Origin of the sequence: Pseudomonas sp. ITEM 17296 (genome assembly GCF_028895205.1) — a bacterium.
In the GTDB taxonomy this organism is placed as follows: Bacteria; Pseudomonadota; Gammaproteobacteria; order Pseudomonadales; family Pseudomonadaceae; genus Aquipseudomonas; species Aquipseudomonas kermanshahensis.
The window spans coordinates 61303-81197 of the sequence record NZ_WJRS01000009.1; the positions used below are offsets into that span (position 1 = coordinate 61303).

Here is a 19895-nt window from a genome sequence, read left to right on the forward strand (position 1 = left end):
TTCCAGGGGCAGAATGCAATCGGGGCAGGACACTAACGCAAATGAGAATTGTTTAAAAGAAAATGTTAAAAATAATTTACTGAAAATTTACAAAAAATTGACCCAGCGAAGGGGCATTCCAGGCTTACAGCCACGGCTACCTGACGGCAGGCCGTTACCGGCCTGCACACCAAGAATCTGACAGTCCCGAAAGAGCATTCAGGTCGCGATCAATCCACCCAGCGCCACAGCGGCTCATCTAACAGCCCAACACCGCGCAGCTGCGTTTGCCCCTGTATCTTCTCCAGCTCCAGCACATTGCAGCCGTCACAGGCCGACAGCGCCTCGATCAACGGGGCGCTGTGGGATACGACCCAAACTTGGCTACGACGCGAAGCGCGAATGATCAACCGCGCTAGCGCAGGAAGCAGGTCAGCATGCAAGCTGGTTTCCGGCTCGTTCAGCACCATCAACGACGGCGGCCGTGGCGTCAGCAGTGCTGCCATCAACAGCAGATAACGCAGGGTCCCATCCGACAATTCAGCACCCCCCAGCGGGCGCAAAAGCCCGTGCTGATGGAGCTGTACGCTGAACAGCCCACCAGGCGGTGAATCAATCGCCAGGCGACTCCCAGGAAACGCGTCATCCAGTGCCGCTACGAGGTCCTCAACCTCACCAATCTCGATGATGGTCTGCAATGCCGAGGCAAGGTTGCGCCCATCGTGATGCAGAACCGGCGAGCGAGTCCCGAGCTGTGGTTGACGGCAAGGCGCGTCACGGTCGATACGGAAGTGATCGTAGAACCGCCAGCTGTTGATGAACGCCCGCAACTCCCCGATCTCGGGTGCCTGACGTGGCCGGCCAACGATGTTGAAAAAGCTCTCACAGCTGTCGGCATGTTGATCGAGTACCGTCCAACTGTTTCCCTCCCGGGCACGAACCATCGCGTTTTTACGTTCAACCAGCAAGGACGATGGCCGGTACGCGCCGGCGGCCCAGATGGCTTCGGTTTTGATCTCGGGGTCGAGCATGAATGCGCTGGGATAGGGCAGGGGAATCGGCAGGCCGAGTGAGATGGCAAAGCCGAAATCCTCGGTGGCGAAGCCGAGCCGCAGGCGTTTGGCGTCGCTCGGGTGCTGGCCTTGGATGGGCACTTCACCGCGCTTCATGCGTGCGCTCATCTCAGGCCCCGCCCACCAGGTCGAATCCAGCCCGCCTTCGCGAGCCAGCGCTTCGATCACGCCGCCCTGGGCGGTTTCGGCGAGCAGGCGCAGGGCTTTGTACAGGTTGGATTTGCCGCTGCCGTTGGCACCGGTCACCAAATTGAGTTGGCCCAATGGCAACACAAGGTGGTTGATCGAGCGGTAGTTGCCGATGGCGAGGGTGGTGAGCATGTGGGGCGTCCCAGCTTGAACTGAGTAGCCGATTGTGGCGGAACTGGAGCGGCCTTACTACCTCGGGCCTTTGCTTGGATCGCTGGGGCCGCTATGCGGCCCTTTCGCGGCACAAGGCCGCTCCTACAGGGGGCGGCGTTGGGCCTGTTATTCTGCCGTAATGCCGCCCTGAAGCAGCGCCGACTCAGATCCACACGTCGTTCAAGGCTGTGCGCTCACCCCCTTCATGGCCGGTATTCAGCACGCCGCGTGGCTCGATCATCATCAGTTTCGCCTCCCCCTGGGCCGCTGTCCTGTGCTCCACCCCACGTGGCACCACATACAGTTCGCCCGGGTTCACATAGACGCAGCCCTCGGGCAGGTCGATGCGCAACGTGCCTTCAAGCACAAGAAACGCTTCGTCGGTCTCAGGGTGCGAGTGCCAGATGAATTCACCCTCGATTCGCACGACCTTGAACTGGTAGTCGTTCATTTCGGCGACCACTCTCGGGCTCCACTGTCGATCGATCAGCGAAGCCTTTTGGGCCAGGTTTACAGGTTGCAAGTTGGTGTCGGACATGACGGATTCTCTGTAGTTGAGGTAGTCAGCCTATCGAACCCAAAGCGCGCGGCGCTTGTACGATCCTGCAAGTCAGCGCGTAGGCCGCAGCCGTTCCAGCCAGCGCAACGGCGACACGCCATAGCTGCGGGTGAAGTGCCGGGTCATGTGGCTTTGATCGTGAAAGCCTGCAGCCAGGGCTGCATCGACCAGCGTGAAGCCATCCAGCATCAGCCGCCGAACAGTGTCCAGGCGCCGCAGCGTGACAAAGCGGTAGGGGCTGGTGCCGTAAAGGGCGCGGAAGTCCCGTGACAAGCTCCACTGCTCGCGCCCGCTGGCCTGTTCGAGCATTTCCAGGGTGATGCCCAGGTGCAGGTGCTCCATGATGAATGCCCGGGCGCGCTCGGCCGAGCGGTAGTCCAGGCGTTTGCGACCGCGTGGCTTGCCGCCGACTGCACGCAAGGCCATGGCCAAGTCATAGACGGCGTCCTGCTCTTCCAGTGTTTCCAGGGGGTGGTCCAGTGCCTGCACGAAGGCTTCACTGGCGCAGTACAGGCGCGGGTCGCTGGACAGCCCGCCAGCAATGAAGGGTAACGGCTCACCGCTGAGCACGTTTTGGATCAGCGCCGGGTCGATGTAGGCCATGCGGTAGCGAAAGCCCGCATCCGTGCCGGCCATGCCGTCATGCACTTCGTCAGGGTGCAGGACCAGCGTATTACCGGGTACGCCGTGGCACAGTGCCCCCTTGTAGTGAAAGCTCTGCACGCCGGCGAGGGTGCGGCCGATCGAATAGGTGTCGTGACGATGCGGATCGTAGCCATGGCTACCGAACCATGCTTCGATCCGCTCTACGCTGCCGGGTTGAGCGCTGCGTATGACCCAGTCGGAGGTGGCTGCGTGGGCTGTTTTACGTTCCATCGAGGGGCTTTCCTGCCGGGTTCCCTGCATGAGTGTCACTTGAAAACGATTGCCTTCTGATTAAAGCTGCGCTCAGGTCAGAGGCCTGAACCCCTAAGCCAGATCGGGGGTCCTAGCGTACAGAAAACGCGAACCAAGGAGGGGTATGTCCAACGTGAAATGCACCCAATCGCTTATGGTATTGCTGGCAGCGGCCACACTCGCCGCCTGCGTCCCCTGGAAGCGCGAGCGCCCCGCCTACGCAGACCTTTGCCAATCCGAATTTCAATTCAAAGTGCCAGGCCCGCAGGGGGAGACTACCCTCTACCTGGAAACCTACCTCTACGACCACGCCGCCCACTGGAGCGACCGGCCAATCGAGCAAGTCCTGCACGTCGAGTACCCCGGCGAGAAGTACGCGCGGCGTGAATTCTATGTGCAACTGATCGCCTACAACAAAAACCGCCAGCGTCCGTCGTCCAGCTCCACCCGCGGCGAGCCGCCGATCCCGATCCTCTACGACAGCCGCCAGGCCTCTATCACCTTCGAAGATGGCTCACGCCTGCAGGCGCGGCCCGAGGTGTACCTAGGCATCGACAAAACCTACGACTATCCGCTCGTTTACCCAACCACCGCGCGCCCATCGCCCTACGACATCAACAGCGACGAAGTACACCGCAACATCCCCAAGATCACCAACAACAAACGGTACGGCTCCGCCTATGTGGTTTTCCAGACCGACAAGTTCGATGCCAATTCCAAGTGGACCATCCACCTGGGCGCGCTGGAGGTTCAAGGCCAGAAACTGCCGATTCCACCGATCAAACTCTGCTACCAACCTGTGAAGAAATGGATCGGTATCGAGCCTTTGATGCGGCCATGAGGTAATGCGTTTTTATCGGTATGTAGGGGCAACCCACCGCCGTGGTGCTGCGCCCCTACATTTGAACTGCCCAACTGCAGGGGTGCCTAATGAACATCAACCAGAGGGCAGCACGATGACTGAGCGCAAAGACGACCAGAAGCAACAAAGCCAAGTACCGGCGCATTCCACGGAAGAGGAAAAGGCCAAGCTTAAGGACAAGAACAAGGATGGAATCCCGCCGGGTGCTGAGTGACGCCCGTTGGTTGCGGCGCGGGCACTGCGGCGTAAGGCAAGGGCTGCATCGGTAATCAGTAATTGACAGCGGCCCTACAGCTGACGACCATCCCCAAACAACGACGCCCCGCTGCACCCAGCTCCCCCTGCGTCAATCCATTCGTTTACGACCGTTACAGTGAGTGACGGTCCGCATCAGATCAGGACGATGAACGACTACGCCCTAAAACTCGCCACCTACTGGCGTAACTCCCTCGCTGACGCTGAAAACGGCAATGGCGCACTAAATTCCGATAAATCCAAGGCACTGACCCCCATCCTTTTGGAGCACGTCAACAAAGGCTGCCTGCCTGTGGAACTGGCAGACCCATTGTTCACCAACGAGCCCGCCTCGACTGCGACAGTTAAGGTCACCCTTCGGCCTTGGGTATTCGAAGCGCAACTGGAACACGGCAAGACGCGGTCGGGTATACCAGCCACGGTCACGCCGGTGATGTGCACTGTGCTTGTTGCGCGGGATGGTCGTCTTTATCCAACCAGCCAGACCTTCGTGCCACGCGATATTCTCGAACCGCTCGACAGGGGCACGTTCTGCATCGGCGCGCAGTCGGTGCTTGATGAGTTCTTGAACGCCAGGGAGGTACCTGCCTTTTCCCCTCCCGAAGGGGAGCAGGTGCTGGATGCGCAGAAGCACCACGAGCAATGGCGCCTGTTCATGCGTTTTTGCTGGAAGATGTTGCTCAAGGTGGGCAAAGGCTGGGACCCAACGGCAGACGGCCTGAGTCGAGCTGAGCACGGCCTGCTGTTCAAAGAAGACAAAGCCGACGGTTTCAGCCAGAACATCGTCAACCTGTACGACTACCTGCGCCAACACAAGCCCGCCGTAGCGCTGTTCGAGCGCTTCGCCCAGCGCGCCCCAAGCCTGGACGAAGCCTGCCTGCCTGCCAATAGCCTGTTTGCCGCACGGCTTGGCCATGCGGGTGACGAATACGCACTGGCGCCGGTCCAGCGTGACGCCTTGGCTCATCTACTGGCAGGCGAGGTGGGCGAGGTACTGGCTGTGAACGGCCCGCCCGGTACGGGTAAGACGACGCTGGTGTTGTCGGTGGTTGCATCGCTATGGGCCAAGGCTGCCGTGGAGGGCGGCGAGCCACCGATAATAGTTGCCAGCTCCACTAACAACCAGGCAGTCACAAATATCATCGCGGCATTCGGCAAAGACTTCGCCGAGGGTAGTGGGCCTTTCGCGGGACGTTGGCTGCCTGACGTTCATAGTTTCGGTGCTTATTTTCCGAGAGCCTCGGCCGAAGCGGAAATGGCCACTGTCTTCCAGACCAAAAGCTTTTTCGCCGAACTGGAATCAGAGGCGTACCTGGAGAGGGCGCAGCAGGCTTATCTGGAGCATGCTGCATTGGCTTTCCCAGGCGTTCAAGAGATGAGCGTGAAGGGTGCGGTGGACCTGCTGCGTCAGCAGATCGTCGATCGTCAGCAGCAACTTGCTGTTATCGAACAGGCGTGGATTGCCCTGAATTTGGCACGGGAAGCTGTCCAGGCAGCGTTGGGCGACGACCCGCAGGCTGATATCCAAGCACGAAAGGCGGCGCTGGCTGGCCATGTGCAGCCATTGGAAAACGTACAGAAACGGCTGAAAAATTTCAGACATTACCTGGCCCACGAGCCGCTGTTTTACAGCCTGTTCAGCTGGATCCCCCCCGTGGCGGCCAAGCGGCTTCGGCTGGCCAAGCTGCAGCTAGATGGCGCCGATACCCCGCTGCACAATGCCTCGAGCTTGAGTGAAATCGAAAGCCGTCTGGTGGCGGCCGAGAATGAAGCGCGTGCACAGCATCAACAGCTAACTGCCCGGTTACAAACTGCACAGCAACTGCTTGAGGCGCAACAGCGTTCGCTGCAGCACTGGCAGGGTGTGATAGGCCCGCTGGCCGGGGCGATTGGCATGCCTGCAGCTGAAACCACGCTCGATGACTGCGACGGTTGGGCCGATACGACGTTGCGCTTCGACATTTTTCGGTTGACCACACACTACTGGGAAGGGCGCTGGCTGTTGGAGGTAGGCGAAGACCTGCCTGCCATTGTCAAAAGCCGCACGAAAACCGGCAGGAAAACCCTCGTCAACAGCTGGCGTCGCTGGATGAAGCTGACGCCTTGCGTGGTCTCGACGTTTTTCCGCCTGCCCAAAGAGCTGTCGTGCAAGCGCTACGATGACGGTGACTACATCGACGATTACCTGATCGACTTCATCGACCTGCTGATTGTCGACGAGGCCGGGCAGGTGCTGCCAGAGGTGGCTGCGCCATCGTTCGCCCTCGCCAAGCAGGCGCTTGTCATCGGTGACACACAGCAGATAGAGCCCATCTGGTCGATCCCGGCCAAGGTGGATATCGGTAACTTGACGAACGCCGGGCTGATTTCACACAGCCAGGTCGATGAGGACTACGAGGCCTTTTGTGAGGGCGGGCGCAGCGCGGCGAGTGGTAGCGTCATGGCGATCGCCCAAGCGACCAGCCGCTATCACTACGATCCCGATTTGGCACGAGGCATGTATCTGTACGAGCATCGTCGCTGCTACGACTCGATCATCAGCTTCTGCAATGCCCTCTGCTACAAGGGCAAGTTGCTGCCACGGCGTGGCCAGAAGCCAGACGGGGGCTTGCCGGGCCTGGGCTACCTGCATATCGATGGCAGATGCCAACAAAACAGCCAGGGTAGCCGCGACAACCTGCTTGAAGCGCAGACGATCGCGGCCTGGATACAGGCCAATGAAGCCGAGTTGAGGCAGCGTTACGAGGGCAAGGCGCTGTTTGAGATCCTTGGTGTGATCACGCCATTCGGTGCGCAAACCAGTGCCATCGTCGACGCCTGCACCGCGCTGGGTATTCACGCCGGTAAAGGGGCGGGCGAAATTACCGTCGGCACGGTGCATTCGTTTCAGGGCGCGGAGCGGCCTGTGGTGATTTTCTCAGCGGTGTATTCCAAGCATGCCGATGGTGGTTTTATCGATCGCCGAGATAGCATGCTCAACGTCGCCGTTTCGCGGGCCAAGGACAGTTTTCTGGTGTTCGGCGATATGGATGTGTTTGGCCAGGTGCCGGTCAGCAAACCGCGCGGATTATTAGCGAAGTACCTGCTGGCGGACCCTGCCAGCGAGCTGCAGTTCGAGTACCAGCCCAGGCTTGACCTGCAAACGGCAACTACCGGGTTGAGCCATTTGCATGAGTGGGAGGAGCATGACCGGTTTCTGATGCAGACGCTGAAGACTGCTCGCCAGCAGGTACAGATCGTGACCCCGTGGGTCAGGCTACACTGCTTGCAGACAACCGGAGCATTGCAGCAGATGCATGCTGCTGTGCAACGTGGGGTGCAGGTCGAGGTGTATACCGACTTGCTCTTGAACACGGATACCTCACGTCAAAAACCCAAAGGCGAGCCACAGAAAGTGGTTGAATTCGAGGCTGTGCTTGCTTACCTGCAGGCGCAAAATGTTCCTGTGCGTGTGGTCAGCAAAGTGCACAGCAAGATGGTCATGGCAGATCAGGAGGTGCTGTGTGTTGGCTCTTTCAACTGGCTGAGCGCCCAGCGTCAGGGTGAGTATGTACGCCACGAGACCTCGATGGTTTATCGGGGCGCGGATGTCAGCGAGGAGATCCAGGTCAACCGCAGCAGCTTGGCGAGTCGGGTGACTTCATATGGGGGAGGGGCCTGAGGCGCCGAAACCAAATGTCAGCAACTTTTCAGTCCAATAGCCTGGTCATCGACCTGGAAGTCGTCCCCGCCAAGGGGGACAAACCCGATCGCATCATCAAAGTCGGCGCCACAAGGCCTGACCTGGATAAACAGATAGATGTAGCGGTCAAACAAAACCTTGCGCAGGTACTGGCTGAGGTCGATACGCTCTCGCACGGTGCTGGCTACCTGCTGGGGCACAATATCATCGAGCACGACCTGCCCATCCTTCTGCAACAGGCACCGGCACTGGCCCTGCATGCGCTGCCGGTAATCGATACGTTGCGTCTGTCACCGCTGGCGTTTCCGCAGAACCCGTACCACCGGCTGGTCAAAGACTACAAGCTGATCCGCGACAGTCTCAACTCGCCGCTTGCCGATTGCCGTTCAACGCTGGTTTTGTTCAGCGACCAGCGCGATGCATTCGCGCAGTTGAACGAGGTCAACCAGGCCGAGTTGCTGTGCTATCAAGCGCTGCTGGCCCCAGGTCTGGACAGCGACCTGGGCACTTTTTTCGCCTCCCTGACTGGTCGGCAAGCGGTGTCTATCGCGCAGCTGCGCCAGCTGATTCCAGGCCTGTTGACGGAAACCGATGCGTCGACAGGTCGCGATCTGAAAGTGTGTAACACCCGCTTGCAGCAACTGCTGGGCACTGAGCTTGAACAGAGGGATTTGCACTTGCCTTTGGCCTACGCACTGGCGTGGCTACGGGTGTCGGGCGGCAACTCGGTGCTCGCGCCGTGGGTGCGGCATCAGTTTCCGGGGGTGATGCGCCTTATTCGTGAGCTGCGCGATGTGCCTTGTGGCCGTGCGGATTGCCAGTACTGCCTCACCACCCACGATCCACGCCATGAACTCAAGCGCTACTTCGGCTTTGCGGACTTCCGCTACGAACGCCCCGGCGAGAGCCTGCAGCATGGCGTGGTACTCGCTGGCATGCAGGGGCAGCATGTGCTGGCCATTCTGGCGACAGGCGGCGGCAAGTCACTGTGTTACCAGCTGCCCGCGCTGAACCGCTTTCATCGCAACGGTAGCTTGACCATCATTATTTCGCCGTTGCAGTCGCTGATGAAGGACCAGGTGGACGGGCTGTTGGAGCGCAGCGTGCAATGCGCCGCCACGCTCAATGGCATGCTGACGATGCCTGAACGTGCCGATGTGCTGGAGAAAATCCAGATGGGGGATGTCGGCATCCTGTTGGTATCCCCCGAGCAATTTCGCAACAGGGCGTTTCGCCGTGCCATTCGGCAGCGACAGATCGGTGCCTGGATTTTCGACGAGGCGCACTGCTTATCGAAGTGGGGCAATGATTTCCGCCCCGACTACCTGTATGCATCGCGCTTCATTCGTGAGCACACGGGCGACCAACCACTTGCACCAATCGGTTGCTTCACGGCAACAGCCAAACCGGATGTATTGGCTGATATCCGGGCGCATTTCAGGGATGGCCTGGGCATCGAGTTTGCCCAGTTTCTGGGCAGCCATGAACGTACCAACCTGAGTTTTGAAGTACAGCCTTGCAGCCGCGACGAAAAGTGGCCGAGGATCCACCATTTGCTTGAAGCAGAGCTCGGTGGCCAGGAAGGTGGGGCGGTGGTGTTCGTTTCAAGCCGAAAGGGGGCTGAAAAGCTCTCGGACTTTCTGATCGAGCAAGGTTGGTCCTGCCGGCATTTCCACGCCGGCCTTGAGCCCAATGACAAGAAGGATATCCAGGACGACTTCAAGGCCGGGCGTATCCGCATCATTGTCGCCACCAATGCCTTCGGCATGGGGGTCGACAAGGCCGACATTCGGCTGGTTGTTCATGCAGACATCCCAGGCTCGCTTGAAAACTACCTGCAAGAGGCTGGCCGGGCCGGGCGTGACCAGGGCGCCGCACGCTGCGTGCTGCTTTACGATGCGCAAGACATTGAAACCCAATTCGGCCTCTGCGAGCGCTCCAGGCTCAGCCTGCGCGACATCCAGCAAATTTTGCGCAAGCTTCGTTTTGAGTACGCCAGGCGCAAGGGCGGTGAATTGGTGATTACCGCAGGCGAAATCCTCATGGATGAGGACGTCGAAACCTCGTTCGATGCCGGCGACATCGATGCTGAAACCAAAGTGGTCACCGCCGTTGCCTGGCTGGAGCGCGGGCAATACCTAAAGCGGGAAGAAAACAGCAACCAGATCTTCCCGGCGCGTTTGAGCCTGAGCGAAGGGGAAGCCAGCCAGCGTTTACACAAGGCCAACCTGTCGAAGCGGCGCCATGAAGAGTTCGACGCGATCCTGAAGTACCTTTACCGCGCCGAGGCCGACGAGCGGGTCAGCACCGACAACTTGATGACACTCACCAGCCTCACCTCTGAAGAGGTCGTCAGCACATTAAGGCAGATGGAAGCGCTGGGGTTGCTGGTCAACGACACCCAGTTGACCGTATTGCTGCGCCATGGCGTGGTGGGGGCTTCGAGCCAGCGTCTGGCACAGACCCTGGCCTTGGAGGCGGCCCTGTTCGAATTACTCAGCGAACTGGCGCCGGACGCACACGATGGCAGCTGGCAAGACTTGAACCTCACTGCACTGACTGCGGGCCTGCGCGCAAGGCTGGAGCAGGAAGATCTTATCCCCCTTCAAGTGTTGCGCCTGCTGCATAGCCTGTCCTACGACCGCGAGAGCAACAGCCAGCCACGCAGCAGTTTCGAACTCAAGCAGGTCAACCATGACTACATCAAGCTCAGGATCCAGGGTAAATACAGCTGGGCACAGCTCGAACGGTTTGGCGAAAAACGACGGATCATTGCCACAAAGTTGTTGCAGTTTCTGACCAGCAAGCTGGCACCTGCTTCAAAAGGCAAAGACCTGATGGTGCAGAGTACCTTCGGTGAGCTGGCCGGCTTGATCGATTCGGACCTCGTCCTCGCTCAAGCCGTGCAGGCCAACCAGCGCCAGAGGGCCATCGAGCACGTGCTGCTGTACCTGCACAAGCAAGAAGTGCTTACGCTTAACCATGGTATGACAGTGATGCGCAGGGCAATGACCATTGAGGTGAATGCCGAGAAAAAGGGCAGTTACCTTAAGGACGACTACTTGCGCCTGGACGAGCATTACAGCGAAAAACGCATCCAGGTGCATGTGATGCGTGAGTACGCGCAGGTGGCCCTGGAGGCGATGGCAAGTGCGCTGGAGTTGGTACTGCATTACTTCACAGACTCGAAAGATGCTTTTTTACAGCGCTATTTCTCTGGCCGCGAAGAGGTGCTCAAGCACGCCACCAGCGAGGAGTCGTGGCGTTCGATTGTCGAAGACCTGAGTACTCAGCAGCGGCTTGTGGTGGTCGATGACGACGACATCAATCGCCTGGTGCTGGCTGGGCCGGGCTCAGGTAAGACGCGGGTCATCGTGCACCGCATCGCCTATCTGTTGCGCGTGCGGCGGGTACCGGCCCATGCGATCGTGGCCCTGACCTTCAATCGGCATGCTGCCAATGAAATTCGCAAGCGGCTTCTACAGCTGGTGGGTGCGGATGCTTACGGTGTCAGCGTAATGACTTACCACAGCATGGCCATGCGCCTGACTGGCACCCGTTTCGAGCGCAAGGACGGAGTGGATGAAGGGGCGCTCAAGCAGGTGCTGGAAAATGCCGTACTGATGCTGGAAGGCAAAGGCATGGCTGAAGGCGAGGATGACCTGCGAGATCAGCTATTGCGTAGCTATCGCTACATTCTGGTGGATGAATATCAGGATATCGACGCGCTGCAATACCGTTTGGTGAGTGCACTGGCCGGCAGGCAGTCCAGCGAGGAGGGCCGTTTGTGCATCTTGGCGGTGGGTGACGATGACCAGAACATCTATGCGTGGCGCGACACCAACAACCGTTATATCGAACGTTTTCGCGAGGATTATTCGGCCACCACCAGCTATTTGATCGAAAATTACCGCTCGACGCAGCACATCATCGCGGCAGCCAATCAGTTGATAGGCCATAACCCCGAACGGTTGAAGGTTGCCCACCCGATCCGGATTGATCGCAGTCGCCAGTCGAACCCTCCAGGTGGCGCCTGGCAATCGCTCGACCCAGGGCGTGCAGGGCGGGTTGCACGCCTGGCCATTGACCCAGGTGACAGTGGTGTTGGCAATGTTCAGGCCCAGGCCGCCATGAACGAGCTCAAGCGTCTTCTGGCGCTGGAGGAGGGCGCCTGGCACGGTTGCGCCCTGCTTGCGCGTACTCACCAATATTTGCTGCCGGTTCAGGCCCTTTGCGAGCTTGCAGGCATTCCCTATTTTCTGGCTGCCGACAAGGACAGCGGGTTGCCGATCACACGGCAGCGTGACTTCGTAGCGGTGGTTGATCAGCTGCGGAATATTGGCAAAACACTGACTGCGGCAGAGGCGTGGGCGCAGGTTTCGGTGAATGTCAGTGCCGGCTGGCGCAGTTTTTTTGACGAGGCCTTTACCCAGTTACACGTCGAGTTGGGGGAATGCCAGCTTCGCTGCAGCGCGGTTGTCGAATGGCTTTATGACTACGCCCGGGAAATGCGCCAGCAAGCACGCAATGGCCTGTATCTGGGGACTGTGCATTCGGCAAAGGGGCTCGAATTCAGGCATGTGGTATTGCTTGATGGCGGCTGGAATACCCAGGCAGACGGGCTCAACGATGAACGTCGGCTGTATTACGTAGGCATGACGCGGGCCGAACAGACGTTGACGTTGTGTGAGTTCAATGCGGCTAACCCGTTCAGTGGCAGCCTGACAGCAAACGTCGCACCCTTGGTGTTCAAGGGTGAACATGACCGGGCTTTGGAGCGGCGATTTTTGCAGCTCGGGTTGAGAGACATCGATATCGGTTTTGCCGGGCGCACTGCGTCGACGGATGTCATCCATGAGGCACTGCGAGGGTTGCAACCGGGGGATGAGTTGCAGCTTGTGAGGCAGGGTGACCGGTATGAGATACGCGATGGGCTGGGGCGTGTGGTTGGGCGAACCGCCAAGTCGTTTGTGTTGAACATTGAAGTGGAGCGATGCGAGGTGGCAGGGGTGCTGGTTCGGTATCTGGAAGATACTGAGGAGCAGTATCGAACGTGGCATAAATCTGAGCGGTGGGAGATTGTCGTACCGCGGGTGTGTGGCACGAGCTGCATCGGGAGGCCATGAGCCAGCAGACTAGCCCACTTGCTAGAATGACAGGAGTCGTTGAAGTGGGCAGCTCCAGCGCAAGGTCTAGGTGATTTCACACAAAACGCGATCCGCCTGAAGGGTCAAAGGCTGGAAGCGTTTTCTGCATGACAACCGTCCGCTCCTCCCCATAAAACGCATCCCGCACTTTGCAAAAGCCCAACCCTGCATAAAACCCTTCCGCCGTAATGGAGGAGGGCACACGCAAGACCTTCAGCCCACGCGCAATCGCTTCATCTTCGATCACTGCCATCATCTGTTTCCCGACCCCAAGCCCTTGATGCTGGGGTTCGACAAACACACTTCTGACCACATCCCCGTCAAGACTGGCCGTGGCAATCACCTCATCCTCAATCAATGCCACAAACACCAACCGCCGAGTCAGCATCACAAGAATGGCAGCCGCACTGAAAGACGCCTCGATGCGCGAGATAGTCTCGGCATCATAGTCAGCCGCGTTCGACCCGCGTAAGGCCGCTATCACGACTCGGCTTATGCCCTCGGCATCGTCTGCATTCGCCAAGCGAATAGGGCAACTCACTCTCGCGCCCCCGATGCACTCAACTGGGTTTCCTTCGCCAACTGAATAGCCGCATTGATCGCAGCCCGTGCCTGGGGGCTGTTTTTCCAGCATGTGGAGCCAACGGCCGCTGATGCCTGGGCCAAAATGTCATCGACATTCGCTTCGCTAAGCATCGCCAGCGAATCAATCCCCATCTGCTCAAGGCGAGCGACAACGGTTGGCCCTACGCCCTTGAGGGCCAGCAATGCTGTGTGTTCCGTCAGTGGAAATGGCATCCGTAAACTCCTGTTATCGGCAAATACTGCCGCTGGAGTTTACCAACTCGCTGGCCTGCTGGGGCTAATCAAGTTTCTCCAGTGCGTTGCTTTGTGGTGTTTCCACCGGCTGTTTCGAAAATCGCTTCGGCCCACTTCTGTTTGCCACCCCAAACGGCACATGCACCATCGGCAGGTCGCCGGCCGGTGATTGCAGGTGGCTGCGTTGATCATCGAAGAACACGTGGGGTTTGAGAATCGACAACACCCGGGGCTTTTCCATCCCGCCTAGAAAGAAGCACTCATCCGGCGACACACCCCAATCCTTCAACGTGGTCACCACTCGCTCGTGCGACGGCGCGTTTCGCGCGGTCACGATGGCGATGCGCAAGATGCGTTTGTAGTTCGGGTCTTGTGCCAGCTTCTGGTCTTCGAGCGTGCGAATGTGGGAGAGCTTGCGGTACAGGTCCGCCAGTGGACCGGGCTGGTGGGGGATGGCCTTGCGGGCCCGCTCGTGGGCCTGGAAGTCGTCCAGGTTGTCGTTCTGCTTGTACACGCTTTCCGCTTCGTCATCGGCGATCACGCCGTCAAAGTCGAAGGCCACGCGCAGCTCGGTGTCGATCTCATCGTCGTAAATGCGCGTCGGCAGCACCAGGCCAGCGGGGTAGCTGGCGTCGATGGCGCGCTGCACGTCGTCTTCGTTGGCGCTGAGAAACAACGAGGCGTTGAAGGCCGGGATGTACTCGTGGGGCGAGCGGCCGGACATGAAGGCGGCGCGGGTGATGTCCAGTTGGTAATGGCTGATGGAGCGGAACACGCGCAAGCCCGTTTCGGGCGAGTTGCGCGAGAGCAACACCACTTCCACGGGGAGTTGGTCGGGGAAGGCCTGGTTGATGCTGAGGAAGCGGCGAATGAACGGGAACGCAACGCCCCTCGGGAAGGGTTCATCCAGGTTTTGCTCCTGGTGCTGGCGGTAAGCCTCGACGCCGTCGGCCTTGTAGATGTCGTCAGACACGGTGAGGTCGAAAAGTGCACTGGAGGCCACGCCAACGACCAGCTTGTGTTCGATGGGGTAGGGCATTGAACGTGCTCCTTGAGGGGTGCAGGTGACGAGTATACGGGTATGCAGGCGGGTGATGGTTAATTGGGGCCGCTCCGCGCCCCTTCGCGGGCAAGCCCACAGGGAAGGCGCATGCTGGCAAACGCGGCACAGATCATGAGCGTTGCCATCGTTAGGCTACTATGTGTAATCCCGCCGAAACCCGCATTCCAGAGCGGTTAACCATGGAAAGGCAAGTTTCTTGATGCGTTTCTAGCCGATGCCCTCCAGCGGCACTGCCCGCCATTTTGCGCATTGCATTTACTCCGTTGCATCCAGGCCATTGCTGGGCGTTGGCGAAGCCATGCCCCGCAACAGGCTGCACGCATTTCAACAAGGATATTCATGAAAAAGCGTTTCGTTCTCTGTGCCCTGGCCTCCGCCTTGGCAGGTTGCAACTCCGAATACAACTTCGACGAAGTCACCAGCTACACCGGCACTGTCGGGTCGCCGCATGCGCTGTACCTCGAGCGCAAGTCGGGCGAGCGGCTGAACGGCACCGTGGTGCACAAGGTGGGTGACCGGGTGCTGCAGGCGTTCAAGGTCGAAGACGGCAAAGTGGTCGGCGAATGGAAGGAGTTCGACCAGGACGGCAAGCTGCTGGTAGAAGGCCAGTTGCAGGACGGTGCGTTTGTCGGGCCCAAGAAAACCTGGTGCAAGGGCGAGTTCGCCGAGCACCTGGACAACGTCATCACCCTCGAAGGCGGGCGCCGCAGCGAGCAGCACTACGACTGCGCCACAGGCCTGCAGGTCAGTGACAGCACAGAGATCCCGACCGTTGATTTCCGCAAGCGCGCGATCCGTGTCGGCACCCAGCGCGAGTGGAAGGTGATCGATGGCCAGCAGAAGCTCACCCTGCTGGAGACCTTCGCCAGCGATGGCTCCGGCAAGCTCGATGGCCTGGTGGAGCACTATGACTACCAGGGCACACTGAAGGACCGCGCTACCTACAAGGCTGGCGAGCTCGATGGCGTGCGTGAGACCTGGACGTCGTTCACGGATGGCACGTCGGTGCCGGCCACAAAGGTCGAGTACAGCGCAGGCAAAAAAAACGGCCTGTACGAGGTGTACTTCATTCGCGGCTGGCCTGCCGGCACGGTGTCCGAAAAGGGCAGCTACAAGGACGACAAGCAGGCTGGCGTGTGGGTCAACTATCAGCCTGGCTCGGCCCAGGTACGTGATGTCGACAGCCCGCCAGACACCTCGCCCATGGCCATGCGCCTGTGGGACGCCGCCCAGGGCCAGGCGCGTACGTCGGACTGGGCAAAAGAGATCAAGGACCTCGACGCTTTCGCCTACCTGCTGAAAAGCGCCGGCATCTATGTCAATCAACGCCTGCATTACGAGAACAAGCCGCTGATCACCGTGGTCGCCGATAACGCCTACGACTACCTGATCTCGGTTGGCGCCGACCCGATGGGGCGGGATATCAACGGCAACACGCGCCTGATGAACTGCCTGGCGGGCAGCGACTACAGCTCGTGCAGCTTCGCGCACATGATCACCCTGGCGGGCAAGGAAGACCTGAAGGCGCACAACGTCTACGGCGACACCGCGCTGTCGGTGTTCTGCCAGAAAGCCGGCAGCCTGCAACGCCGCCATGGCGCCGGCCAGCAGCCTGAAGCGCTGTTCCAGGCACTGCTCAAGGGCAGCGACGTCAACGCCAAGGCCTACGGCGGCGAGACGGCCCTGCATGCCTGCATGGCCCAGCGTAACCACAGCTACGCCGACGCGCTGGTCGCGGCGGGCGCTGACCTGAATGCAGCCGATGTCGATGGCACCACGCCGGTGGCCGCGGCCTTCTTCAACAGCTACAACCTGGCGGCAGCCGGGCAGCGGGTGGGCTGGTCCGAGAACGTGATCCGCTTCGCTGCCAGCTACCAGGGCAAGTCCGACTTCACCTTCGACACGCCGCTGGCGGCGTTCGGCAAATCGATTCGCCAGCTGGTGCTGGAAAACGGCGACACGGCCTCGGCGATGTTGATCGACTCCCTGGTGGGCACCGCCAAGGGTTGATTGTTTCTTTCAGGATCTACAGACAAGGATTACCTATGCGTCACTTCAAATACGTGCTGGCAGCACTGCCGTTCTGTGTACTGGCTGGCTGCGGCAACGACGCGCTGGATGGCACCTACGAGGCCACGACCAGCGTGATGGGCTACAGCGCAGGCAAGCAGACGGTCGAGTTCTCCAGCGACTACATCATTGCGGCAGGCAACAAGATCAAGGTCGACGAGTGGGAGCGCAAGGACGACGTGGTTGTAGCCCGTGATGCCAACGGTGTCGCGCTGATCAACGTCCGCGTGCTGGACGGCGGCAAGCGTCTTGAGTCGATTGGTGGCAACAACATGGCCAAGCAAGTGTTCGTGCGCGTCGACTGACCCTACCGGGCCGCTCTGCGGCCCATCGTCGGGTAGGAGCAGCCTTGTGCTGCGAAGAGGCCTGTGAAAGCAGCGAATATTCGGTGCGTTTTCACCGGCCGCATCGCACCACAAGGCTATTCTTATGCACTGCAAATACGAAGGCGATATCCCTCAGCTTTGACATTTGTTCAAGGTCATGTATACGTTACATTAACTCTTATTTGTTACGTATACAGAACATGGACCCCTCATTTATCGTTGTACGCCTTGGCCAGCAGGTTCGGCAGCGCCGCCGCAGCCTTGGTTTCACTCAAGCCAAGCTGGCAACGTTGGCCGGCGTTACTCGGCAGAAGGTTATCGCGATCGAGCGGGGCGACCTATCTGTCGGCATGGCTGCCTATGTGCGAGTGGTGGGCGCCTTGGACTGCGAGTTCGCGTTGGTGACCGCAGCCATGCCCACGTTAGATGAGATCCAGGGGGTATTCGAGTGAAGACGGCCACGCTGCGGGTTGCAACACCGGGAGGGGAAAGCGGGAAAATCTTCAATTCCGCTGGCGACTATGTGTTTCGCTACCACGAAAGTGCTGATGCTCATGCTGCGATCAGCCTTTTAATGCCGGTACGCCTGGATGATTACCGTCATCGGGACCTGCATCCTATTTTCCAAATGAACTTGCCTGAGGGCTATGTTCTGGAACAATTACGTAACCGGTTGGCAAAGGTCGCCAATGTCGATCCGATGTTGCTGTTGGCGCTTTCGGGCAGCAGTTCCCCTATCGGGCGCGTGGCAGTGAGTTCAGCTGAGGTGGATGCGCTCTTGCGCCGCCAGCAGTTTCCTGGTGAGCGACTAGAGGAAATTCTGACTTGGGATGGCGCTGACGATATCTTTGCTGGTCTGGTGGACCGGTACATCTTGCGTGCTGGAATATCAGGGGTGCAGCCCAAGGTACTGGTACCAGAAGCGCCGAGCAGTACACCGCAACCTTTTACCTCGAAAACCTCCGACCTGATAATTAAAAGCGGGCGCGACGAGTTTCCGGGGTTGGCTATCAATGAGTTCCTTTGCATGTCTGTGGCCAAGGATGTGGGAATTCCGGTACCCGAGTTCTACCTGTCCGATAATACCAAGCTGTTCGTCATGCGCCGCTTCGACCGTGATGAGCAACTCGACCCCATTGGCTTTGAAGACATGGCAGCGCTGATGGGGCTTGCCGCCGAGCAGAAATACAGCAAGAGCTATGCGGCAATTGCCAAGGCCATTCGCCTGTTCTGCCCACCCGAGCAGGTGCAAGGTTCACTGGCGCAGTTGTTTGCCATGGTGAGCCTGTCTTGTATTGTCGGTAATGGCGATGCGCATTTGAAAAACTTCGGATTGTTGTATTCCGATCCGTCTCAACGGGACGCACGGCTGGCACCGGCATACGACATCGTCAATACAACAGCCTACATCCCTGAAGATGTACTGGCACTGGACCTGTGCGGCAGTAAGTCATTGTTCGCTTCGCGGCAAGGATTGATGGACTTCGCTGATACCTGTGATGTGGCTCGCCCCAAGGAGATCATCCAGGAGCAGTTACAGGCGCTTGAGCGAGTTCTTGCTCGTTCTGCTGAACTCTGCGAGCAGGCTCCCAGTGTGGTGGGTGCCATTCGGCAATCTGCAGGGCCGTTCATCAGGACCTTTGGCTAGCCTGCCGCTCCCCCAGGATTCCCTTCAAAACCTGACCTGAAGCAACGCCTCTTCGTCCATCCGCCACTATGCTGATCCGGGCATTCTCTCAAGCTCACTCAGACAGACACGGAGGTGTTTATGAAAGCTGCTGTCGTTGCCAAAGGGCGTCGCGTGGACGTGGTGGAGAAAACACTGCGGCCGCTGGCGCACGGTGAAGCGTTGCTGAAGATGCAGTGCTGTGGCGTTTGCCATACCGACCTGCATGTCAAGAATGGCGATTTTGGCGACAAGACGGGTGTGATTCTGGGCCACGAAGGGATTGGCGTGGTCGTGGAAGTGGGGCCGGGTGTCACGTCGCTCAAGCCGGGTGACCGGGCCAGTGTGGCGTGGTTCTTCCAGGGCTGCGGGCACTGCGAATATTGCAACAGCGGCAACGAGACGCTGTGCCGTGAGGTGAAAAACTCTGGCTACACGGTCGACGGTGGCATGGCCGAGGCGTGCATCGTGGTGGCCGACTATGCGGTTAAAGTGCCGGACGGGCTGGATTCAGCGGCCGCCAGCAGCATCACCTGCGCCGGCGTGACCACCTACAAGGCGGTGAAATCATCGAATATCCGCCCTGGGCAATGGCTGGCCATCTACGGCCTTGGCGGCCTGGGCAACCTCGCCCTGCAGTACGCCAAAAACGTCTTCAACGCCCGGGTCATTGCCATCGACGTCAACGATGATCAGCTGGCCTTCGCCCGCGAAATGGGCGCCGACCTGGTGGTCAACCCGCGCGACGAAGACGCCGCGAAAGTCATCCAGGCCAAGACCGGGGGCGCCCATGCTGCCGTGGTCACGGCAGTGGCCAAGAGCGCGTTCAACTCTGCAGTGGATGCACTGCGCGCGGGCGGTCGCCTCGTCGCTGTGGGGCTGCCGCCAGAAGCCATGAGCCTGGATATTCCACGCCTGGTACTCGACGGTATCGAGGTTGTCGGTTCGCTGGTCGGCACCCGCCAAGACCTGCACGAAGCCTTCGAGTTTGCCGCCCAAGGCAAGGTGGTGCCGAAGGTGACCCTGCGCCCGATCGAAGACATCAATGACATCTTCGAAGAGATGCAAGCGGGCAAGATCAAAGGCCGCATGGTGATCCAATTCGCCGATTGAAGGCTGCTGCCTGCCCAGGTGAAGCCGGCCCGCGTGTGCGGG

Annotated in this window: 15 protein-coding genes; 8 read left to right on the forward strand and 7 right to left on the reverse strand. The window is 59.4% G+C overall.

What is annotated here, in order from left to right:
• Positions 1-209: 209 nt before the first annotated feature.
• The 3 genes from GIB19_RS12705 to GIB19_RS12715 form a co-directional block, all read right to left on the reverse strand.
• Positions 210-1373: an AAA family ATPase gene (locus GIB19_RS12705; RefSeq protein WP_274886283.1), complete on the reverse strand. Its 1164-nt coding sequence runs from the start codon at positions 1371-1373 to the stop codon at positions 210-212.
• Between the two features lie 184 nt (positions 1374-1557).
• Positions 1558-1932 (reverse strand): cupin domain-containing protein, encoded by a 375-nt coding sequence (locus GIB19_RS12710; RefSeq protein WP_027596163.1) that lies wholly within the window; start codon positions 1930-1932, stop codon positions 1558-1560.
• Positions 1933-2004: 72 nt separating this feature from the next.
• Positions 2005-2829 carry an AraC family transcriptional regulator gene (locus GIB19_RS12715; RefSeq protein ID WP_274886284.1) on the reverse strand — a complete coding sequence of 275 codons (825 nt, stop codon included), beginning with the start codon at positions 2827-2829 and terminating at the stop codon, positions 2005-2007.
• Positions 2830-3004: 175 nt separating this feature from the next.
• Here GIB19_RS12715 and GIB19_RS12720 point away from each other — a divergent pair, with 175 nt between their 5' ends.
• The gene (locus GIB19_RS12720; RefSeq protein ID WP_446731382.1) at positions 3005-3691 is read left to right on the forward strand and encodes a hypothetical protein; all 687 of its coding nucleotides are present in this window, start codon (positions 3005-3007) and stop codon (positions 3689-3691) included.
• Positions 3692-4190: 499 nt separating this feature from the next.
• Here GIB19_RS12720 and GIB19_RS12725 read toward each other — a convergent pair whose 3' ends face one another.
• Positions 4191-4934 (reverse strand): hypothetical protein, encoded by a 744-nt coding sequence (locus tag GIB19_RS12725; RefSeq protein ID WP_274886286.1) that lies wholly within the window; start codon positions 4932-4934, stop codon positions 4191-4193.
• A 15-nt stretch (positions 4935-4949) separates the two neighbouring features.
• On the opposite strand from GIB19_RS12725, the gene GIB19_RS12730 reads away from it, so the two are divergent.
• Together GIB19_RS12730 and GIB19_RS12735 are read left to right on the forward strand one after the other, a co-directional pair.
• Complete coding sequence (locus GIB19_RS12730; RefSeq protein WP_274886287.1) at positions 4950-7628, forward strand: AAA domain-containing protein; 2679 nt, start codon at positions 4950-4952, stop codon at positions 7626-7628.
• Positions 7629-7642: 14 nt separating this feature from the next.
• Positions 7643-12775 carry a RecQ family ATP-dependent DNA helicase gene (locus GIB19_RS12735; protein WP_274886288.1) on the forward strand — a complete coding sequence of 1711 codons (5133 nt, stop codon included), beginning with the start codon at positions 7643-7645 and terminating at the stop codon, positions 12773-12775.
• A 76-nt stretch (positions 12776-12851) separates the two neighbouring features.
• Here GIB19_RS12735 and GIB19_RS12740 read toward each other — a convergent pair whose 3' ends face one another.
• The 3 genes from GIB19_RS12740 to GIB19_RS12750 form a co-directional block, all read right to left on the reverse strand.
• Positions 12852-13337: a GNAT family N-acetyltransferase gene (locus tag GIB19_RS12740; RefSeq protein ID WP_274886289.1), complete on the reverse strand. Its 486-nt coding sequence runs from the start codon at positions 13335-13337 to the stop codon at positions 12852-12854.
• On the reverse strand, positions 13334-13594 hold the full coding sequence (locus GIB19_RS12745) for a Pathogenicity locus (RefSeq protein ID WP_099428902.1): 261 nt from the start codon (positions 13592-13594) through the stop codon (positions 13334-13336). The genes GIB19_RS12740 and GIB19_RS12745 overlap by 4 nt, the downstream gene beginning before the upstream one ends.
• A 64-nt stretch (positions 13595-13658) precedes the next feature.
• On the reverse strand, positions 13659-14654 hold the full coding sequence (locus GIB19_RS12750; RefSeq protein ID WP_274886290.1) for a 5'-nucleotidase: 996 nt from the start codon (positions 14652-14654) through the stop codon (positions 13659-13661).
• A 363-nt stretch (positions 14655-15017) separates the two neighbouring features.
• Between GIB19_RS12750 and GIB19_RS12755 the strand changes: the two genes are divergently transcribed.
• The 5 genes from GIB19_RS12755 to adhP all read left to right on the forward strand — a co-directional run bounded on the left by GIB19_RS12755 (position 15018) and on the right by adhP (position 19853).
• On the forward strand, positions 15018-16688 hold the full coding sequence (locus GIB19_RS12755) for a hypothetical protein (RefSeq protein ID WP_274886291.1): 1671 nt from the start codon (positions 15018-15020) through the stop codon (positions 16686-16688).
• 35 nt (positions 16689-16723) lie between these two features.
• Positions 16724-17053 carry a hypothetical protein gene (locus tag GIB19_RS12760; RefSeq protein ID WP_027596171.1) on the forward strand — a complete coding sequence of 110 codons (330 nt, stop codon included), beginning with the start codon at positions 16724-16726 and terminating at the stop codon, positions 17051-17053.
• A 221-nt stretch (positions 17054-17274) separates the two neighbouring features.
• Positions 17275-17526: a helix-turn-helix transcriptional regulator gene (locus GIB19_RS12765; RefSeq protein ID WP_027596172.1), complete on the forward strand. Its 252-nt coding sequence runs from the start codon at positions 17275-17277 to the stop codon at positions 17524-17526.
• Entirely contained in the window at positions 17523-18722 is a 1200-nt protein-coding gene (locus tag GIB19_RS12770; protein WP_274886292.1) for a type II toxin-antitoxin system HipA family toxin, read from the forward strand. Before GIB19_RS12765 ends, GIB19_RS12770 begins: the two co-directional genes overlap by 4 nt.
• 120 nt (positions 18723-18842) lie before the next feature.
• Entirely contained in the window at positions 18843-19853 is a 1011-nt protein-coding gene (adhP, locus tag GIB19_RS12775) for an alcohol dehydrogenase AdhP (RefSeq protein WP_099428906.1), read from the forward strand.
• The last annotated feature ends 42 nt before the right edge of the window (positions 19854-19895 follow it).

What these genes read in the sequence shown, in the direction of transcription:
- GIB19_RS12735 (WP_274886288.1), top strand. Translation starts at nt 7,643, where the DNA reads ATGTCAGCAACTTTTCAGTCCAATAGCCTGGTCATCGACCTGGAAGTC.
- GIB19_RS12710 (WP_027596163.1), bottom strand. Translation starts at nt 1,932, where the DNA reads ATGTCCGACACCAACTTGCAACCTGTAAACCTGGCCCAAAAGGCTTCG.
- GIB19_RS12760 (WP_027596171.1), top strand. Translation starts at nt 16,724, where the DNA reads ATGCGTCACTTCAAATACGTGCTGGCAGCACTGCCGTTCTGTGTACTG.
- GIB19_RS12765 (WP_027596172.1), top strand. Translation starts at nt 17,275, where the DNA reads ATGGACCCCTCATTTATCGTTGTACGCCTTGGCCAGCAGGTTCGGCAG.
- GIB19_RS12755 (WP_274886291.1), top strand. Translation starts at nt 15,018, where the DNA reads ATGAAAAAGCGTTTCGTTCTCTGTGCCCTGGCCTCCGCCTTGGCAGGT.
- GIB19_RS12725 (WP_274886286.1), bottom strand. Translation starts at nt 4,934, where the DNA reads ATGAGCCAAGGCGTCACGCTGGACCGGCGCCAGTGCGTATTCGTCACC.
- GIB19_RS12750 (WP_274886290.1), bottom strand. Translation starts at nt 14,654, where the DNA reads ATGCCCTACCCCATCGAACACAAGCTGGTCGTTGGCGTGGCCTCCAGT.
- adhP (WP_099428906.1), top strand. Translation starts at nt 18,843, where the DNA reads ATGAAAGCTGCTGTCGTTGCCAAAGGGCGTCGCGTGGACGTGGTGGAG.
- GIB19_RS12715 (WP_274886284.1), bottom strand. Translation starts at nt 2,829, where the DNA reads ATGGAACGTAAAACAGCCCACGCAGCCACCTCCGACTGGGTCATACGC.
- GIB19_RS12720 (WP_446731382.1), top strand. Translation starts at nt 3,005, where the DNA reads ATGGTATTGCTGGCAGCGGCCACACTCGCCGCCTGCGTCCCCTGGAAG.
- GIB19_RS12745 (WP_099428902.1), bottom strand. Translation starts at nt 13,594, where the DNA reads ATGCCATTTCCACTGACGGAACACACAGCATTGCTGGCCCTCAAGGGC.
- GIB19_RS12705 (WP_274886283.1), bottom strand. Translation starts at nt 1,373, where the DNA reads ATGCTCACCACCCTCGCCATCGGCAACTACCGCTCGATCAACCACCTT.